This is a genomic window from Streptomyces sp. SID8374 (assembly GCF_009865135.1).
In the GTDB taxonomy this organism is placed as follows: domain Bacteria; phylum Actinomycetota; class Actinomycetes; order Streptomycetales; family Streptomycetaceae; genus Streptomyces.
In genome coordinates, this window is the sequence record NZ_WWGH01000001.1 from 4,672,018 (window position 1) to 4,688,246 (window position 16,229).

19 protein-coding genes are annotated in these 16,229 nt (G+C 70.9%); 6 read left to right on the top strand and 13 right to left on the bottom strand.

Annotation, left to right across the window (positions count from 1 at the left end):
• Positions 1–78 precede the first annotated feature (78 nt).
• Together GTY67_RS20830 and GTY67_RS20835 are read right to left on the bottom strand one after the other, a co-directional pair.
• Complete coding sequence (locus GTY67_RS20830) at positions 79–291, bottom strand: DUF397 domain-containing protein (RefSeq protein WP_161279651.1); 213 nt, start codon at positions 289–291, stop codon at positions 79–81.
• Positions 288–1,148, bottom strand: a complete 861-nt coding sequence (locus tag GTY67_RS20835) for a helix-turn-helix transcriptional regulator (RefSeq protein ID WP_202462221.1) — start codon at positions 1,146–1,148, stop codon at positions 288–290. Before GTY67_RS20835 ends, GTY67_RS20830 begins: the two co-directional genes overlap by 4 nt.
• 73 nt (positions 1,149–1,221) lie before the next feature.
• Between GTY67_RS20835 and GTY67_RS20840 the strand changes: the two genes are divergently transcribed.
• From GTY67_RS20840 to GTY67_RS20850, 3 genes are read left to right on the top strand one after another with little or no spacing between them, the layout of a single operon-like run.
• A complete protein-coding gene (locus GTY67_RS20840) occupies positions 1,222–1,482 on the top strand; it encodes a hypothetical protein (protein ID WP_015610646.1) in 261 nt (86 codons plus the stop codon).
• A complete protein-coding gene (locus GTY67_RS20845; RefSeq protein WP_161279652.1) occupies positions 1,479–1,850 on the top strand; it encodes a hypothetical protein in 372 nt (123 codons plus the stop codon). Before GTY67_RS20840 ends, GTY67_RS20845 begins: the two co-directional genes overlap by 4 nt.
• Before the next feature lie 38 nt (positions 1,851–1,888).
• Positions 1,889–2,461: a hypothetical protein gene (locus GTY67_RS20850; RefSeq protein ID WP_161279653.1), complete on the top strand. Its 573-nt coding sequence runs from the start codon at positions 1,889–1,891 to the stop codon at positions 2,459–2,461.
• Between the two features lie 71 nt (positions 2,462–2,532).
• On the opposite strand, the gene GTY67_RS20855 is transcribed toward GTY67_RS20850, so the two are convergent.
• Together GTY67_RS20855 and GTY67_RS20860 are read right to left on the bottom strand one after the other, a co-directional pair.
• Positions 2,533–2,922 (bottom strand): VOC family protein, encoded by a 390-nt coding sequence (locus GTY67_RS20855; RefSeq protein WP_161279654.1) that lies wholly within the window; start codon positions 2,920–2,922, stop codon positions 2,533–2,535.
• 102 nt (positions 2,923–3,024) lie between these two features.
• Positions 3,025–3,480 carry a VOC family protein gene (locus GTY67_RS20860; RefSeq protein ID WP_093686907.1) on the bottom strand — a complete coding sequence of 152 codons (456 nt, stop codon included), beginning with the start codon at positions 3,478–3,480 and terminating at the stop codon, positions 3,025–3,027.
• An 85-nt stretch (positions 3,481–3,565) separates the two neighbouring features.
• Between GTY67_RS20860 and GTY67_RS20865 the strand changes: the two genes are divergently transcribed.
• Both GTY67_RS20865 and GTY67_RS20870 read left to right on the top strand, forming a co-directional pair.
• Positions 3,566–4,150, top strand: coding sequence for a CGNR zinc finger domain-containing protein (locus GTY67_RS20865; protein ID WP_161280202.1), 585 nt, complete (start codon positions 3,566–3,568; stop codon positions 4,148–4,150).
• 25 nt (positions 4,151–4,175) lie between these two features.
• Positions 4,176–4,565, top strand: coding sequence for an SRPBCC domain-containing protein (locus tag GTY67_RS20870; RefSeq protein ID WP_161279655.1), 390 nt, complete (start codon positions 4,176–4,178; stop codon positions 4,563–4,565).
• Between the two features lie 34 nt (positions 4,566–4,599).
• On the opposite strand, the gene GTY67_RS20875 is transcribed toward GTY67_RS20870, so the two are convergent.
• The 4 genes from GTY67_RS20875 to GTY67_RS20890 all read right to left on the bottom strand — a co-directional run bounded on the left by GTY67_RS20875 (position 4,600) and on the right by GTY67_RS20890 (position 8,167).
• On the bottom strand, positions 4,600–5,355 hold the full coding sequence (locus GTY67_RS20875) for a carbonic anhydrase (protein WP_161279656.1): 756 nt from the start codon (positions 5,353–5,355) through the stop codon (positions 4,600–4,602).
• Positions 5,356–5,490: 135 nt separating this feature from the next.
• Positions 5,491–5,958, bottom strand: coding sequence for a hypothetical protein (locus GTY67_RS20880; RefSeq protein ID WP_161279657.1), 468 nt, complete (start codon positions 5,956–5,958; stop codon positions 5,491–5,493).
• 93 nt (positions 5,959–6,051) lie between these two features.
• Positions 6,052–7,119, bottom strand: a complete 1,068-nt coding sequence (gene rarD / locus GTY67_RS20885) for an EamA family transporter RarD (RefSeq protein ID WP_161279658.1) — start codon at positions 7,117–7,119, stop codon at positions 6,052–6,054.
• A gap of 187 nt (positions 7,120–7,306) precedes the next feature.
• Positions 7,307–8,167 carry an SDR family oxidoreductase gene (locus GTY67_RS20890; protein ID WP_161279659.1) on the bottom strand — a complete coding sequence of 287 codons (861 nt, stop codon included), beginning with the start codon at positions 8,165–8,167 and terminating at the stop codon, positions 7,307–7,309.
• Between the two features lie 206 nt (positions 8,168–8,373).
• Here GTY67_RS20890 and GTY67_RS20895 point away from each other — a divergent pair, with 206 nt between their 5' ends.
• Positions 8,374–8,709 carry a helix-turn-helix domain-containing protein gene (locus GTY67_RS20895; RefSeq protein ID WP_237502855.1) on the top strand — a complete coding sequence of 112 codons (336 nt, stop codon included), beginning with the start codon at positions 8,374–8,376 and terminating at the stop codon, positions 8,707–8,709.
• 97 nt (positions 8,710–8,806) lie between these two features.
• Here the strand turns inward: GTY67_RS20895 and GTY67_RS20900 are convergent, their stop codons facing one another.
• The 5 genes from GTY67_RS20900 to GTY67_RS20920 form a co-directional block, all read right to left on the bottom strand.
• Positions 8,807–9,880, bottom strand: a complete 1,074-nt coding sequence (locus tag GTY67_RS20900; RefSeq protein ID WP_161279660.1) for a 2-oxoacid:ferredoxin oxidoreductase subunit beta — start codon at positions 9,878–9,880, stop codon at positions 8,807–8,809.
• Positions 9,873–11,837 carry a 2-oxoacid:acceptor oxidoreductase subunit alpha gene (locus tag GTY67_RS20905; protein ID WP_093686891.1) on the bottom strand — a complete coding sequence of 655 codons (1,965 nt, stop codon included), beginning with the start codon at positions 11,835–11,837 and terminating at the stop codon, positions 9,873–9,875. The genes GTY67_RS20900 and GTY67_RS20905 overlap by 8 nt, the downstream gene beginning before the upstream one ends.
• Before the next feature lie 339 nt (positions 11,838–12,176).
• Positions 12,177–12,836, bottom strand: coding sequence for a response regulator transcription factor (locus GTY67_RS20910; RefSeq protein WP_093686913.1), 660 nt, complete (start codon positions 12,834–12,836; stop codon positions 12,177–12,179).
• A gap of 366 nt (positions 12,837–13,202) precedes the next feature.
• Entirely contained in the window at positions 13,203–14,582 is a 1,380-nt protein-coding gene (locus tag GTY67_RS20915; RefSeq protein WP_161279661.1) for a sensor histidine kinase, read from the bottom strand.
• A 289-nt stretch (positions 14,583–14,871) separates the two neighbouring features.
• On the bottom strand, positions 14,872–16,065 hold the full coding sequence (locus tag GTY67_RS20920; RefSeq protein ID WP_161279662.1) for a sensor histidine kinase: 1,194 nt from the start codon (positions 16,063–16,065) through the stop codon (positions 14,872–14,874).
• Positions 16,066–16,229 lie beyond the last annotated feature (164 nt).

The following is a 16,229-nucleotide window of genomic DNA, read 5'->3' on the forward strand; positions in this document are numbered from 1 at the left end:
GGGCGATACGAAGAAGCCCCACCGCATACCTGCGGTGGGGCTTCCCAGCCAGGCGCCTGCGCGCGGCCTGGCGGCTGCTCAGGCGGCGTCGAACTTCCCGGCGCGGACGCCCGCGACGAAGGTGGTGAACGCGGCGGCGGGGACGGTGAGGACCGGGCCCGTGGTGGCGTGCTTGGAGTCGCGGACGGGCACGATGCCGTGCGGGGCCGCGAGGTTGGTGGCGACCTCGACGCACGCGCCGCCGTTTTCGCTGTACGAGGACGTGAACCAGCGGGGGGTCTCGGTTGTCACGTGATGCCCTTTCGCAACTGCTTGACGATGTCGACGGAGGCCGCCTGTGAGGGCGCTACCGCCTGCATCCGATGGTAGTCCGTGTGCAGAGGCAGCACAGCGGTGATTTCCCTTTCGACGTAGCCCTGTTGTGCGGATTCGGCGTACGACACGAGCGAGCGGTCCACCATGGTCAGGATGTAGACCGGCAGGCTGAACGGGCGCTGCTCTCCCAGGGCGAACGGGACCACCTGAAGGATCGTGTTGGGCAGTTCGGCGAAGTCGATGAGGTGGTCGAACTGCGCTTTCATGACCTCGGGTCCGCCGACCGGGCGGAGCAGGCAGCTCTCGTCCAGCATCGCGAAGACCATCGTCTCCCGGCCCGCGAAGACGGCCGCCTGCCGCTGTGCGGTGACCGCGACCCGCTCCTGGGCCTGCTCGGGAGTGATGGTCCCGCGCCGGACCACGCTCTCCGCGAGGACCGTCGCGTACTCCGGGGTCTGGAGCAGGCCCGGGATGACACCGACCTCGTACAGCCGGATCTCCGCCGCCCGCCGCTCCAGGCCGAGGAATTCCGGGAAGCCCGCCAGCAGGCTGCCGTGCTTGATCTCGCGCCATTCGCGCTCGAAGGACTCGGGGCTGCCGACCAGGCCGAAGATCTGATCGGCTCTCCGGGAGAAGGGCAGGGTTGCGGATTTGCGACCAGTTTCCATCGCCGAGATATGCCGGCCGCTGCACCCGGCTTTGTCGCCCAGATCGTCCTGGGTCCAGCCCCGGGCGTCCCTTAACTTGCGCAGTCGCGCACCGTACGCCGCTTGCGGGCTGGCCTCGGGACTCAGTTCCTTGCGATACACGAACGTGCCCTCCCCTGCGGCCATGTTGAAGACACTTCGACGGTAGGTCACGCTGAGCCTCCCCGGTAGTCGTATGGCTACAGAGAGGAGCCTTTTGGTGTACGGCGAGAACGTGTGCCCGAATCACGAGCGGTGCCCGCGCGTCCCTGATCCCGGAACTCTCCTTGTGGATACCAGCCGTGGGGACCGCGTGGGGGAGTTCCGGGGAGTGGCCGGCTTCTACTGGTCGCTGCGGCCCGTGGGTGGCGGCATCGAGTGGGAGGTGGAGCCCCGCTACGTACGCCCCGCGCTCCTCATGGAGCAGCTCCGCGCGCGTACCGCCCGCCTCAACGCCCGCAGCCGGGGAGAAGTGCTGTGAACCCCGGGCAGACGCAGGCCCGTTGGTACGTCGCCGAGAGCCGCGCGGGCGACGCCGCCAGCTCCTTCCGGCTCGGCGGGATCGCCGCTCCGACCCGGCGGCTCGCGCTCCGGTGGCTGCGGCGCCAGGCGCGGCGGTTCGCGGACGCGCTGGACCCCGACCCGTACGCCCCCTGGGTGCCGGCCCGCGCCCTGCACCCGGTCACCCGTGCTCCGCGCGACGCACCCGCCGAACTCCGTGCCTGGGCAGGCAGCTTGCGGGAGCACGACTACGCGTTGCTGCGGCTCGCGGACGGGCTGCCGTACGAGTTCGTCGCCCGCGACGCCCTGGCCTGGTACGGGCTCGTCGTCCGTCCGGTGGGCCGGTAGCCGCAGAATCTTTCCCCAACCAGCAAGGAATCACCGACGTGTTGCAGTGCACCGCCTTCGCGGAAGTCCCCGAGATGGGCACGCTCGTCGTGCTCACCGCCATGAACGCCGAACCGGGCCAGGCCTCGGACGTGCCCGCCGTACCCGGCGTCCCCGAACTGCCCGAACTCGACGACATCCTGTTGTGCGAACTGGGCGAGCACGACGAGAAGACCGAGCACGCCGCGCAGCTCTGGGCGGGCGAGATGAGCGCCGCGCGGGACCTGTGGATGTTCTGGACCGACGCGGACACCGACACCGGTATGCGCCGCAGCTTCCGGTTCGTCGAACTGCCCCCGTGCCCCGCCGTCATGCGCACGCTGGCCACCGACGAGCGGGAGGTGTGCGTCCTGTTCGACCGCCACTCGGCTCCGCACTCCTGGGATGTGACCGACCCGCTCGCCGACCTGATGGCGGAGCGGATGCGGCAGGAGGTGGAGCGGGAGCGGGGAGGGGGCGGCGAGGGCGCTGACGGTGACGGGGAGGGCGCTGACGGGGAGGGGGAGGGTGCTGAGGGGGACGGGGAGGGGGATGCGGACGGGGGTGGTGCCGGTGTGACGCCGTTCGGTTAGCCGCGCCACCCGCCCTACTCTGTCCCGCTCCGCCCCGTCCCCTTCTGGTCCGCCCGCCCCGACCCGGCCGCCTATCCTCCCTGCGCGATCTGGATCAGGTTGCCGCACGTGTCGTCCAGCACCGCCGTCGTCACCGGGCCCATCTCCACCGGCTCCTGCGTGAACCGCACCCCGAGCCCGCGCAGCCGGTCGAACTCCGCCCGTACGTCGTCCACGGCGAAGGCGGCGGCCGGGATGCCGTCCTCGACCAGGGCCGTCTTGTACGGGCCGACCGCGCGGTGGCGGTCCGGTTCCAGCAGGAGTTCGGTGCCGTCGGGGTCCTCGGGCGAGACCACGGTCAGCCAGCGGTCCTCGCCGCCCAACGGCACGTCGTGCTTCTTCACGAAGCCCAGAACGCCCGTGTAGAAGTTCAGGGCCTTCTCCTGATCGTCGACGAAGACACTCGTCAGGTGGATCTTCAAGGGATTCTCTCCTGGGTGAAGGGGGGAGCGGCAGTGCTCTTAGGGCCCGCAAGCCCCTTAAAGCTCACGCGCGACCTATTAGTTGTCCGGTTGCCTAGTTGTCTAGTTGACGCAGAACTCGTTGTCCTCAGGGTCCGCGAGTACGAGCCAGCTCCCGCCCGGTTCGTCGACCGCGCGCAGGATGCGCGCGCCCAGCGCCACCAGGCGCTCCGCCTCCGCGTCGCGCTCGCCGGGAGGCGTGTGGACATCGATGTGGAGGCGGTTCTTCACCGTCTTCGGCTCCGGCACCCGCTGGAACAGCAGCCGCCGCCCCAGCCCCGTACCGCTCGTCTCGTCGTACGGGTCGTCCGGGTGCCGGGCCGCCGCGAGGTCGCGCCAGGCGCGGCGGCCGTGGGCGTGGGTGGTGATGGCCTCCGGGACGGCTCCGGCGGCGAGCAACTGCTCCACCAGGGCGCTGTTGTCCTCGATCGGATAACCGAGGGCCTCGGCCCAGAATCCGGCCTGGGCGTGCGGGTCGGCGCTGTCGATGACGAGCTTCCAGGACAGTGTGCGTGTCATGGAAACCGTTTATAGTGGTTACATGAGTGTGAGCGCAATGGACACGCCGGGAGCGGGGCCGCGGGGGCGGCCGGAGCCGTCCGGGATGCTGCTGGTCCACCCGGACGGCAGCTCGTTCCGGTTCGACCCGGGGGCCCTGTGTCTGGAGCTTCTGCCGACCGGTGGGCCCGGCCCCCTCGCGTACTTCGAGGTGCTGCACGGGCCCGGGGATGTGGTGCGCTGGGCGGGGGAGAGCCGGCTGCCCGGTGGACTGGACCTTGCCGTGAGCCCGGCCGAGGCGGCGGCCGCGCGCCGTCTGCGCGATGCCCTCTGGCGGCTGGCCGAGGCCCATGTGTCGGCGCTGCCGCCCGCTTCGGACGACCTCGCCACCGTGAACGACGCGGCGGCGCACCCGCCCCTGACCGCCCGGCTGACCGCCGAGGGGACGCGCGAGTGGGCGCCGGGCGCGACCGGCAGCGGGCTGCTCTCCACCGTCGCGCGTGATGCCGTGGAGCTGTTCACCGGGCCGTTCGCCCACCGGGTCCGTACGTGCGGCGCCGACGACTGCCGCCTGCTGTTCGTCGACACCTCGCGGCCCGGCAGGCGGCGCTGGTGCTCCATGGAGCGGTGCGGAAACCGCCACAAGGTCCGCGCCCACCGCGCCCGGCTGACCACGGCCGACGACGACTGAGCCGACTGAAACGAGAGGCCTCACCATGCCTACCGGACTCACTCAGGACGCGGGCTGGGAGATAGGTATCTCCCGCACCATCCGGCAAACCCCGCAGGCCGTCTGGGAGTTCATCACCGGTTCGGAGGGTGTCGCCCTCTGGCTCCGCGCCGAGGGGCCGCTCCCGACGGAGAAGGGAACTCCGTACCGTACGGCGGACGGAGTCGAGGGCGAGATCCGCAGCTACCGCCCCGGCGACCGCGTCCGCCTCACCCACGGCACCTCCACGGTCCAGGTCACCGTCTCGCCCGGCAGCGCCGAGGACCGGGCCGTACTCCGCTTCCACCAGGAACGCCTGACGAGCGCGGAGGAGCGGGAGGAGCGGCGTACGTACTGGAAAGGCGTGATGGACCGGGTGGCGGCGGAGCTGACCTGACAGAGCCCGGCCGGCCGGAGACGGGTCGGCGGGGTCACCCCACGCGGTGCACCAACTGCGTGCCCAGTTCGTAGCGTGCGCCGACGATCGCCAGCTTCCCCGCCGTCACCTTGGCGGCGAGATCGGCCTCACGGGCCAGGCGCGAACGGACCAGCCGCACCTGCGCGTCGACCGTCGCGTCCACCCGTGCGTCACCGTGGTGCGTGTGGTCGATCGCGGGCTTGATCTGGTCGGCTATGTACTGGATGTGGGCGGGCAGCGACGCCCCCGTCTCGTCCGCCTCCACGGCGGCCGCGACCGCCCCGCACCCCTGGTGGCCGAGGACCACGACCAGCGGGATGCCGAGCTCCAGGACGCCGTACGCGATGCTCCCGAGGACGGCCTCGTCGAGGACCTCACCGGCGGAACGTACGGTCATCAGGTCACCGAGCCCCTGGTCGAAGACCAGCTCCGGCGGTACGCGGGAGTCGATGCAGCCGAGGATGAGGGCGAACGGGTGCTGGCCGGAGACCAGCGACTGGCGCAGCGGGCGCGCCTCGTGCGGGTGCCGCTGGTGCAGCGTGCGCCACCGCCGGTTGCCCGCCGAGAGCTCCGCCAGCGCGGCGGCAGGGGTCTCAGGTCTGGGGGATGGCCGTCTGAGGGCGGTGGCTCCGGAAGGGGAGGCTCCGGCCGGGGAAGCACCGGTGACGAGGCCGGTTCCGGCGGCGACCGCAGCGGTGGCGACCGAGGCGCGGAGCAGAGCGCGGCGGCTGGTGGCCACCTTTGTTTGATCATGTGTGGTCGTTTTCACGCACGGACGGTAACGCCTTTGCCGTTACCGGTCTTTTCCGTAAGTCAAGTCTTGGTGATCTCTTGAACTACCCTTGGCCATAAGCCACTTGAGCGCATCAGCTGAGGTGCATCAGCGCGTGATCGCGGGCCGACTTCAGTCCGTACGAGGGAGGCAGGCCGCGCAGGTGTGCCCGTCCGTCGCCGCCAGCAGCCGCGCGGCGGCGTCCCGTACGGCCTGGGGCTGCGGCGACGACGTGTCCGTGGCCAGTCGGGCAGCCGTGGGGCGGCCCTCCGCCACCGCCTCGTGCGCCGAGCGCGTCCACCCGGGGTCCTGGGCGTGGTCGGCGGCCAGGATGGTGGCGAGCAGGTCCAGCACCCCCGCCCGGTCCCTGACCGTCTCCGTCGCCGCCAGCTCCCACAGGAACGGCACCGCGGCCACGGTCGCGTCGAACACGGCCGGGGCGCCGATCCACTGGGCCAGGTCGCTCAGGGCGTCCTCGGCGGTCGGGCCGTCACCCCAGGCGATCCGCGACAGCATGCCGGGAACCTGGGACGCGGAGCCGTACGCGTGCTGTAGCTCGTGCCACCGCACGTTCCTCATCTCGCCCAGGACAGTCCCCATCCGGGCACTCAATCAGCCTTATCGCACCGCGTCCACCATGCCGGGGTGCACCTTGCCGACCACCCCCGAGGGGCAGGCGAGGAAGAGGAGCGCCTAGGTGAGCTTTTGCTGGGTGGCGGTCTCCGAAGGGGCGGCCTCCGAGGCGGCGGTCCCCGAGGCGGCGGTTTCCGAAGGGGCGGGCGCGGGGGCCGTGGGCGCGTGGGCCGCGGTCTCCACGGCTGCTGCGGGCGCGGGGGCCGCCGCTGCGGCTGCCAGCAGCTTCGCCGCCAGGACCCGGTTGCGGCGGGCGTTGCGCAGTGCGTCCCAGGTCAGGAGGGAGAGGGCCAGCCAGACCAGCGCGAACCCGGCCCACCGCTCCGGCGGCATCTCCTCGTGGAAGTAGAGGATGCCCAGCCCGAACTGGAAGACCGGCGCCAGATACTGCAACAGCCCCAGCGTCGAGAGCGGCACCCGGACCGCCGCCGCGCCGAAACAGATCAGCGGGACCGCCGTCACGATGCCCGTCGCGGCGAGCAGCGCCCCGTGGCCCGCGCCCCCGTAGGTGAACGTCGACGCGCCGGTGGCCGTCAGCCAGAGCAGGAAGCCGAGCGCGGGCAGGAACAGGACGGCGGTCTCGGCGGCCAGCGACTCCAGCCCGCCCATGTCGACCTTCTTCTTCAACAGCCCGTACGTGGCGAACGAGAACGCCAGCACCAGCGAGATCCACGGCGGCCGCCCGTACCCGATCGCCAGCACGAGTACGGCGGCCAGGCCGGTGGCGACCGCGATCCACTGCACCGGCCGCAGCCGCTCACCGAGCAGGAGGACACCCATGGCGATGGTGACCAGCGGGTTGATGAAGTAGCCGAGTGAGGCCTCGACGACCTGGCCGTTGTTGACGGCCCAGATGTAGAGGCCCCAGTTGACGGTGATGGTCGCCGCCGCCACCGATATGAGGCCCAGCTTGCGCCGGTCGCGGGCCAGCTCCCCGATCCAGGCCCAGCGCCGGACCACGAGGAGGGCGACCCCGACGACGGCCAGCGACCAGACCATCCGGTGGGCCAGGATCTCGATCGCCCCGGACGGCTTCAGGAGCGGCCAGAAGAGGGGGACGATGCCCCACATCCCGTACGCGCCGACCCCGTACAGCAGGCCGGCCCGCTGTTCGTTCTTCCCCTTCACGGGCCCCTCCCGGACTGCCTGTGCCGGCGCGTCTGCCCGACGGGATGACGGTAACGCCGGAAGGGCCCCGTGTCATAGCCGTATCGGGTAAACACTCATGACACTGGTTCCGGGGGCAGCTCCCAGGGGCGGGGCGGGGCGGTCGGGCGGGTCGGCGGGGCCGGTCAGGGGCGGGCGGGTCAGGGGGTCAGGCGCTGGCGAGCGCCGCGCGTACGGTCGTGGCCAGGGGGGTCGTCGGGCGGCCGATCAACCGGGCCAGGTCACCGCTCGTCCCCGCGAGCCGGCCGCGCGCGATGGCCTCGTCCACGTCGGTGAGGATCGCCGCGAACCCCTCGGGCAGGCCCGCGCCGACCAGGATCTCCTGGTGCACGGCGGCCGGGACCTCCTTGTACGCGATCTCCTTGCCGGTCACCTCGGACAGCAGGGCCGCGTACTCGGCGAGCGACCACGCCGTGTCGCCGCTCAGCTCGTAGGCCTTGCCGAGGTGGCCCTCGCCGGTGACCACGGCAGCCGCCGCAGCCGCGTAGTCGGCCCGGGGCGCGGAGGCGATCCGGCCCTCACCCGCGTTGGCGACGACCGCCCCGTGCTCCAGGACGGGGGCGAGGTTGGCGGTGTAGTTCTCCGTGTACCAGCCGTTCCGGAGGAAGGTGTACGGCAGCCCGGAGTCCAGGATCAGCTGCTCGGTCGCCTTGTGCTCGTCGGCGAGCAGGAAGTCCGCGTCCGGTCCGCCGAGGATGCCGGTGTACGCGAGCTGCGCCACGCCCGCCGCCTTGGCCGCCTCGATGAGCGCGGAGTGCTGCGCGACCCGCTTGCCGACCTCGCTGCCTGAGATCAGCAGCACCCGGTCGCCGGCCCGGAACGCCCCGGCGAGGGTCTCGGGGTGGTCGTAGTCGGCGATACGGAGTTCGACGCCCCGGGCCGCGAGCGCGGCGGCCTTCTCCTTGTTGCGGACGACCGCGACGATCTCGCCGGCCGGGACCGTGGCCAGCAGTTCGTCGATGACGAGGCGGCCGAGTTCTCCGGTGGCTCCGGTGACGACGATGCTCATGGGGGCTCCTGTTTCGGGATGTTGTTTCTGAGGTTGCCTTCCCGACCGAGCGTAGGGTGAGCGCTAACTATTGGAAAGTACCCACTTTGAAGTAAGGTACTGGCATGGGAGTGAGTGAGAGCGCGGCAGGAGCGGGTCCGGTCGGTCCGGTCGGCCTGGTCGGTCTGGCTGGTCTGCCGAAGCCCGTCCAGGACGTGAACCAGCCGATGTGCCCGTCACGCCTGGTGCTGGAGCATGTGACGAGCCGCTGGGGCGTCCTGGTCCTGGCGGCCCTGCTGGAACGCTCGTACCGCTTCAGCGAGCTGCGCCGCACGATCGGCGGGGTCAGCGAGAAGATGCTGGCCCAGACCCTCCAGACACTGGAGCGCGACGGCTTCGTCCACCGGGACGCGAAGCCGGTGATCCCGCCCCGGGTGGACTACTCGCTCACCCCGCTCGGCACCGAGGCCGCCGAGCAGGTGTGGGCGCTCGCCCGCTGGACCGAACGCCAGGTGGACGCGGTACGGGCGGCGCGCGCGGCGTACGACGAGGCCCGGGCCTGATCCTCCAGGTCGTTCCGGCCGTCCAGGCCGTTCCGGTAGTCCTGGCCGTTTTGGCCGGGGGATCGAGGCCGGGCCTTCGCCGTGACTCCGTGGCGGGTCAGCCGATGACGGTCCAGGTGTCGGCCCCGGTGAGGAGTGCGCCGAGGTCGCCCTTGCCGTCGCGCTCCACGGCGGCATCCACCTGGTCGGACATGAGGGTGTCGTAGACGGGCCGCTGGACGCTGCGCAGCACGCCGATGGGGGTGTGGTGGAGGGTGTCGGCGTCGGCGAGGCGGGACAGGGCGAACGCCGTGGTCGGGGAGTCGGCGTGGGCATCGTGGACGAGGACCTGGGAGCGGTTGTCGTCGGTGACGGCGACGACTTCCAGGTCGCCGGTGGCCTGGTTGCGGACGACGCCCTTGGTGCCGTCGGCGCCGAAGAGGATGGGCTGTCCGTGTTCGAGGCGGATGACGGCCTCGGCGGCCTGCTCCTTGTCCTTGAGGACCTCGAAGGCGCCGTCGTTGAAGATGTTGCAGTTCTGGTAGATCTCCACCAGGGCTGTGCCGGGGTGTTCGGCCGCCGCGCGGAGCACGCTGGTGAGGTGCTTGCGGTCGGAGTCGACCGTGCGCGCCACGAACGAGGCTTCCGCGCCGATGGCGAGGGAGACCGGGTTGAAGGGGGCGTCGAGTGAGCCCATCGGCGTCGACTTGGTGATCTTGCCGATTTCGGAGGTGGGGCTGTACTGGCCCTTGGTGAGCCCGTAGATCCGGTTGTTGAAGAGCAGGATCTTCAGGTTGACATTGCGGCGCAGGGCGTGGATGAGGTGGTTGCCGCCGATGGAGAGCGCGTCGCCGTCGCCGGTGACGACCCAGACCGACAGGTCGCGGCGGGAGGTGGCGAGCCCGGTGGCGATGGAGGGGGCGCGGCCGTGGATGGAGTGCATCCCGTAGGTGTTCATGTAGTACGGGAAGCGGGAGGAGCAGCCGATGCCGGAGACGAAGGCGATGTTCTCCTTGGCCAGGCCCAGCTCGGGCATGAAGCCCTGGACTGCGGCGAGGACGGCGTAGTCGCCGCAGCCCGGGCACCAGCGGACTTCCTGGTCGGATTTGAAGTCCTTCATGGACTGCTTCGCCTCGGCCTTGGGCACCAGTTGCAGCAGTTCGTTGTGGAGCAGTTCCTGGGTGTCAGGCATCGATGGCCTCCTGGAGAGCTGTGGCGAGCTGCTCGGCCTTGAACGGCATGCCGTTGACCTGGTTGTAGCTGTGGGCGTCCACCAGATACTTCGCCCGCAGCAGCATCGCGAGCTGTCCGAGGTTCATCTCCGGGACGACGACCTTGTCGTAACTCTTCAGCACCTCGCCGAGGTTTCCTGGGAAGGGGTTGAGGTGTCTGAGGTGGGCCTGGGCGATGGGCTGCCCGGCGGCGCGGAGCCGGCGGACGGCGGCGGTGATCGGCCCGTACGTCGATCCCCAGCCGAGCACGAGAGTGCGGGCTCCGGCGGGGTCGTCGACGGTGAGGTCGGGGACGGTGATGTTGTCGACCTTGGCCTGGCGGGTGCGGACCATCAGGTCGTGGTTGGCGGGGTCGTAGGAGATGTTGCCGGTGCCGTCCTGCTTCTCGATGCCGCCGATGCGGTGTTCGAGGCCGGGGGTGCCGGGGATGGCCCAGGGGCGGGCCAGGGTCTGCGGATCGCGCTTGTAGGGCCAGAAGACCTCGGTGCCGTCGGCCAGGGTGTGGTTCGGGCCGGTGGCGAAGGGGGTGGTGAGGTCGGGCAGGCTGTCGGTCTCCGGGATGCGCCAGGGTTCGGAACCGTTGGCCAGATAGCCGTCGGAGAGCAGGAAGACCGGGGTGCGGTAGGTCAGGGCGATGCGGGCCGCGTCGATCGCGGCGTCGAAGCAGTCGGCCGGGGTCTGCGGGGCCACGATCGGCACCGGGGCCTCGCCGTTCCTGCCGTACATCGCCTGGAGCAGGTCGGCCTGCTCGGTCTTGGTCGGCAGCCCGGTGGAGGGTCCGCCGCGCTGGATGTCGATGATCAGCAGCGGCAGCTCCAGGGAGACCGCGAGCCCGATCGTCTCCGACTTCAGCGCCACCCCCGGCCCCGACGTCGTGGTCACACCCAGCGCCCCGCCGAACGCGGCACCCAGCGCCGCCCCGATCCCGGCGATCTCGTCCTCGGCCTGGAAGGTCCGCACACCGAAGTTCTTGTGCTTGGACAGCTCGTGCAGGATGTCGGAGGCCGGGGTGATGGGGTAGGAGCCCAGGTAGAGCGGCAGGTCCGCCAGCTGCCCGGCGGCGATCAGCCCGTAGGAGAGGGCCAGGTTGCCGGAGATGTTGCGGTAGGTGCCGGTGGGGAAGGCCTGCGAGGCCGGGGCGACCTCGTAGCTGACGGCGAAGTCCTCGGTCGTCTCGCCGAAATTCCACCCGGCCCGGAACGCGGCCACGTTCGCCTCGGCGATCTGCGGCTTCTTCGCGAACTTCTGCCGCAGGAACGCCTCCGTCCCCTCGGTCGGCCGGTGGTACATCCACGACAGCAGCCCGAGCGCGAACATGTTCTTGGACCGCTCGGCCTCCTTGCGGGAGAGCCCGAACTCCTTCAGCGCCTCGATCGTCAGCGTCGTCAGCGGCACCGGATGGACGTTGAAGGCCTCCAGCGACCCGTCCTCCAGCGGACTGGTCGCATACCCGACCTTCGCCATCGGCCGCTTGGTGAACTCATCGGTGTTCACAATGATCTCGGCGCCGCGCGGCACGTCGTCGATGTTCGCCTTCAGAGCGGCGGGGTTCATCGCGACCAGGACATTGGGTGCGTCGCCGGGGGTGAGGATGTCATGATCGGCAAAGTGGAGCTGGAAGGAAGAAACCCCAGGCAGCGTGCCTGCGGGGGCCCGGATCTCGGCCGGGAAGTTCGGCAGGGTGGAGAGATCGTTCCCGAACGATGCCGTCTCCGAGGTGAACCGGTCACCCGTGAGCTGCATCCCGTCACCCGAGTCACCCGCGAAACGGATGATCACCCGGTCCAGGCGGCGGACCTCTTTCCCGTCGCCGCCGGTCGTTCCCGTCGTACCTGACAGGGGGGCGCGCTGACCCCCGAGGACGGCGTCGTTGGCCTCATCGGCCTTCTCTGCCGCGCTACTGACCTGGCTCGTCACTGAACTGGACCTCCCTTGGGGCGGCGGTTCGGAACCGTCCGGCCAGCCGGCGGCTCCAGAGGCAACCCTACGTCCGTGCGGTTCGCCCTCCAGGGGCCGATCATATGGTGGACGCTGTTTTGAGACACCCTTTTATGCCGTTTTGCCATCTTTCTCAAGCCCCCCGATCGCTGGATGGAAGTGCTCTGCTCGTAGGCCTTTTGTGCTAGGTCCTTCCGCCCAGGACTGCCCGGCGGAGGCCCGCCGGACACCCCCGAGGGAGATCCACCGGGTGTGCGCCGGGTGCTCGCCGGGCGTCCATCGCCGGATCGGACGGCTAGCTGACAGAGTGTCAGATCGCTAGGAGTTCAGGTAGGTGAGTACGGCGAGGACGCGCCGGTGGTCCCCGTCGCTGGGCGAGAGCCCCAGCTTCTGGAAGATGTTGCTGACGTGCTTCTCCACCGCCCCGTCGCTCACCACGAGCTGCCGGGCGATCGCCGAGTTCGTCCGGCCCTCGGCCATCAGACCCAGGACCTCCCGCTCGCGCGGAGTCAGCCCCGCCAGCACGTCCTGCTTGCGGCTGCGGCCCAGCAGCTGCGCCACCACCTCGGGGTCCAGCGCCGTCCCGCCGCCCGCCACCCGGACGACCGCGTCCACGAACTCGCGGACCTCGGCCACCCGGTCCTTGAGCAGATACCCCACGCCCCGGCTGCTGCCCGCCAGCAGCTCGGTGGCGTACTGCTCCTCCACGTACTGCGAGAGGACCAGCACCCCTATCCCCGGATACTCCTTCCGCAGCCGCACCGCCGCCCGTACGCCCTCGTCGGTGTGGGTCGGCGGCATCCGTACATCGGCCACCACCACATCGGGCAGTGCCCGCTCCGCCCCGAGGTCCGCCACGGTCTTCAGCAGGGCCTCGGCATCACCCACCCCCGCGACCACGTCATGCCCCAGATCGGTGAGCAGGCGGGTGAGCCCCTCCCGCAGCAGGACCGAATCCTCGGCGATGACTACCCGCACTCTGTTCTCCACGTGCTCCACGACGCTGCGTCCCCCGCTGTCCTGAGTCGGAGAGCCCCTGACCTCTGGGGCCTCTGGCTCCCCGGCTCTCCGAGTTGCTGTGCTTCTGCGCGCACCCGCGCCCGACACCCCCAGCATCCCAGGCCCGGGGCCCGGATGGGGGGCCTGTGGATAACGTGCCCGATCCGGTCAGCCCGGCCGTGGGCGGGCCTTGGGCGGCGGGGTGAGGCGAGGGGTAGGGGTGCTGAACCGTGCCTGGCGGGGCGAGGGGCGGGAACGCCGAGCTTGGTGGGCGGCCTGGGGAGCGGCGGGCGGGGGCGGCCGAACCGTGGGCGGTCGGGCGTGGCGGGGGCGGGCCAGGTGTGGTCAGCCGCGCCAGGGCAGTTCGGCGGTGACCGTCGTCGGGCCGCCGGCCGGGGAGTTCACCACCAGGACCCCGTCCACCGCGTCCAGCCGCTCCGTCAGCCCGGCCAGGCCGCTGCCGGCCGAGGCTGACGCCCCGCCTCGGCCGTTGTCCGTGACCTGGAGCATCAGCCGGTCAGACGTCCGCCACACATCGACCGTGGCCCGGGTCGCCTGCGCGTGCTTGCTGACGTTCTGCAACAACTCCGACACCGTGAAGTACGCGATGCCCTCGATGGCCTGCGCGGGCCGGGCGTCCAGGTCCACCTCCACCGTGACGGGGACGGTGCAGCGGGAGGCGATGGCCGAGAGGGCGGCGTCGAGACCCCGGTCGGTGAGGACGGCGGGGTGGATACCCCGGGCGAGGTCGCGCAGCTCCTGAAGTGCGACCTTCACCTCGCCGTGCGCCTCGTCCACCATCCGTGCGGCGGCCTCGGGATCGTCCGTGAGCTTCTCCTTCGCCAGCCCCAGGTCCATGGCCAGGGCGACGAGCCGGGCCTGCGCACCGTCGTGGAGGTCCCGCTCTATCCGGCGCAGGTCGGCGGCGGCGGTGTCCACGACCACGCCCCGGTCCGACTCCAGCTCGGTGACCCGGGCGGAGAGCGCGGACGGGCCCAGCAGACCGGACACCATCAGCCGGTCCACCGAGACCAGCCCCCGCACGATCCACGGCGACACCAGCACCAGCACCAGGCCCACCGCGCTTGTCGCGGCAAGCTCGGCGGGGGAGTCCAGGTAGTGCGCGTGGGTGCGGTCCCCGTACAGCTGGATGCCGTCGGCCCCCACGAAGACCGGGAAGACCCACTGCCACAGCGGATACGTCAACGCCGCCAGGCCGTACGACCAGAACGTCACCGACACGCAGAACGTGAACACGGCCCAGGGGAAGTGCAGCAGCGCGTAAAGAAGGTGACGCCAGGAGACGCCGCTCTTGAGGACGGCACCGATCCACGACATCGGGCCGCTGCTCTTCCCCCGCACCCGCACGGGCTCCGCCACGTCCAGCTTCAGCAGCCCTCGCGCCCGGGCCCGCTCCATCACCCCGAATCCCCGGCAGGCGGCCAGGCCGACGGCCAGCAGCGGAATCCCGATGAAGGTGATGAGCAGACCGGCGCTGACCGACGTCATGGCAATCGCGAAGACGAACATCGCGGTGCTCAGCGGCAGGCTCAGCAGGACATAGAGGAGCTCGCGCCAGCTGCGCGCCTCCAGCGGAGCGCGCAGCGCCGCCGGGAGGAAGTGCTTCGCCGGGGCCTGCCCCCGGAGGTCGGCGCCCTGACCTGTGTGGCCGCGCGCGCCCGATCCCTTGTGGTCCCGGGTGTCCGGTCCGTATGCCGTGGCCATGAGTGCCGTCCGTTCCGTTTCTTCTGTCGATCTCTTCTGTCGATCGGCGGAGTGTTCCGCGTCCCTGCTCCGCGCCTGCGTCCGTGTTCGTCGCTCCGCACCCGTGTGCGTCCGTCGCGGGCGTGCTGCTCGAACCGTGCTTGCTTCAATCCGTGCTGCTTCAATCCGTGCTGCTTCCAGGGTGCTGGGCCGCCCTCTCCGGCACCATGTGGCCGGTCTCCGTATCCGTACGGGGGTTTTCCCCACCCCCGTACCTCCTCGGGAGCAGCCCCGTGCGTCCTCGGAGCGCTCAGGAGGCCCGGCCGGCCGCCGGGACCCGGTCGCGCCAGGGCAGCTCGGCGGTGACGGACGTCGGCCCGCCCACCGGGGAGTCCAGGACGAACAGCCCGTCCACCGCACCCAGCCGCTCGGCCAGCCCCGCCATCCCCGTACCGCCGTCCATCCGCGCCCCGCCCGAGCCGTCGTCCGTGACCTGGACCAGCAACCGGTCCGCCGCACGCCACACCTCGACGGAGGCCGACCGGGCGCCGCTGTGCTTGCTGACGTTCTGCAGGAGCTCCGACACGGTGAAGTAGGCGATGCCCTCGATCGCCTCCGCCGGACGCCCCGGCAGATCCACCGACACCTTGACGGGGACGGTGCAGCGGGAGGCGATGGCGGAGAGCGCGGCGTCGAGGCCGCGGTCGGTCAGGACAGCGGGATGGATACCCCGGGCGAGGTCGCGCAACTCCTGAAGGGCGACCTTCACCTCACCGTGAGCCTCCTCCACCATCCGTGCGGCCGCTTCCGGATCGTCCGTCAGCTTTTCCTTCGCGAGCCCCAACCCCATGGCGAGGGCGACGAGTCGGGCCTGCGCCCCGTCGTGGAGGTCCCGTTCGATACGGCGGAGGTCGGCGGCGGCGGTGTCCACGACCACGCCCCGGTCCGACTCCAGCTCCGCGATCCGCCGCTCCAGCTCGTCCGAGGGCGACAACAGCCCCCGCACCATGGCCCGGTCGGCCGTCGTCAGCCCCCGGGCGATGAACGGGAGCACCGGCCACAGGACGACCAGGCTCACCAGCGTCACCGCGAACGTCAGGACCCCCCAGGGCAGCCGGATGAACCCGTACAGCAGCGAACGCCACCCCACCGGGTCCTTCAGCCCCGACCAGAGCCAGGTGAGGACCCCCTCGCCCCGGCGGCCGCGCGGCAACGGGCTCGGCTCCTCGATCCGCACCCCGAGCAACGACCGCGCCCGACCCCGCTCCACCCCGCCCAGCCACCGCGCGCCCCGCAACCCGCTGACGAGCACCGGCAGCCCGATCACGGTGACCGAGAGGCCCACACCGACGGCGATCACGAGGAGGGCGTAGACGAAACCGGCGATGGCCATCGGCAGGTTGACCAGCAGGTGCGCGATTTCCCGCCAGGTCGACCGGTCGAGGGCGAGGCGGGCGGGCGGCAGCGGCCGGTCGGGGTCCGGTACGGAAGGGCTCATGGTCATGGCACCAGCCTGCCGGGCCGTGTCGGCGCACGCCATGGGGCTCATAGGTGGCGTGAAGTAGGGATAACCCCACCTGTGTGCGACGCGGCTGCTTACGGTGCGTTTATCAGGGCCTAGACTCCCGTGCGTACAAGAGGGGCCTCGGATACGTGCGGGGCTACAAC

What these genes read in the sequence shown, in the direction of transcription:
- GTY67_RS20915 (WP_161279661.1), bottom strand. Translation starts at nt 14,582, where the DNA reads ATGGCCACGGCATACGGACCGGACACCCGGGACCACAAGGGATCGGGC.
- GTY67_RS20895 (WP_237502855.1), top strand. Translation starts at nt 8,374, where the DNA reads ATGTGCCCGTCACGCCTGGTGCTGGAGCATGTGACGAGCCGCTGGGGC.
- GTY67_RS20870 (WP_161279655.1), top strand. Translation starts at nt 4,176, where the DNA reads ATGCCTACCGGACTCACTCAGGACGCGGGCTGGGAGATAGGTATCTCC.
- GTY67_RS20835 (WP_202462221.1), bottom strand. Translation starts at nt 1,148, where the DNA reads ATGGCCGCAGGGGAGGGCACGTTCGTGTATCGCAAGGAACTGAGTCCC.
- GTY67_RS20880 (WP_161279657.1), bottom strand. Translation starts at nt 5,958, where the DNA reads ATGGGGACTGTCCTGGGCGAGATGAGGAACGTGCGGTGGCACGAGCTA.
- GTY67_RS20900 (WP_161279660.1), bottom strand. Translation starts at nt 9,880, where the DNA reads ATGCCTGACACCCAGGAACTGCTCCACAACGAACTGCTGCAACTGGTG.
- GTY67_RS20920 (WP_161279662.1), bottom strand. Translation starts at nt 16,065, where the DNA reads ATGACCATGAGCCCTTCCGTACCGGACCCCGACCGGCCGCTGCCGCCC.
- GTY67_RS20860 (WP_093686907.1), bottom strand. Translation starts at nt 3,480, where the DNA reads ATGACACGCACACTGTCCTGGAAGCTCGTCATCGACAGCGCCGACCCG.
- GTY67_RS20865 (WP_161280202.1), top strand. Translation starts at nt 3,566, where the DNA reads ATGCTGCTGGTCCACCCGGACGGCAGCTCGTTCCGGTTCGACCCGGGG.
- GTY67_RS20890 (WP_161279659.1), bottom strand. Translation starts at nt 8,167, where the DNA reads ATGAGCATCGTCGTCACCGGAGCCACCGGAGAACTCGGCCGCCTCGTC.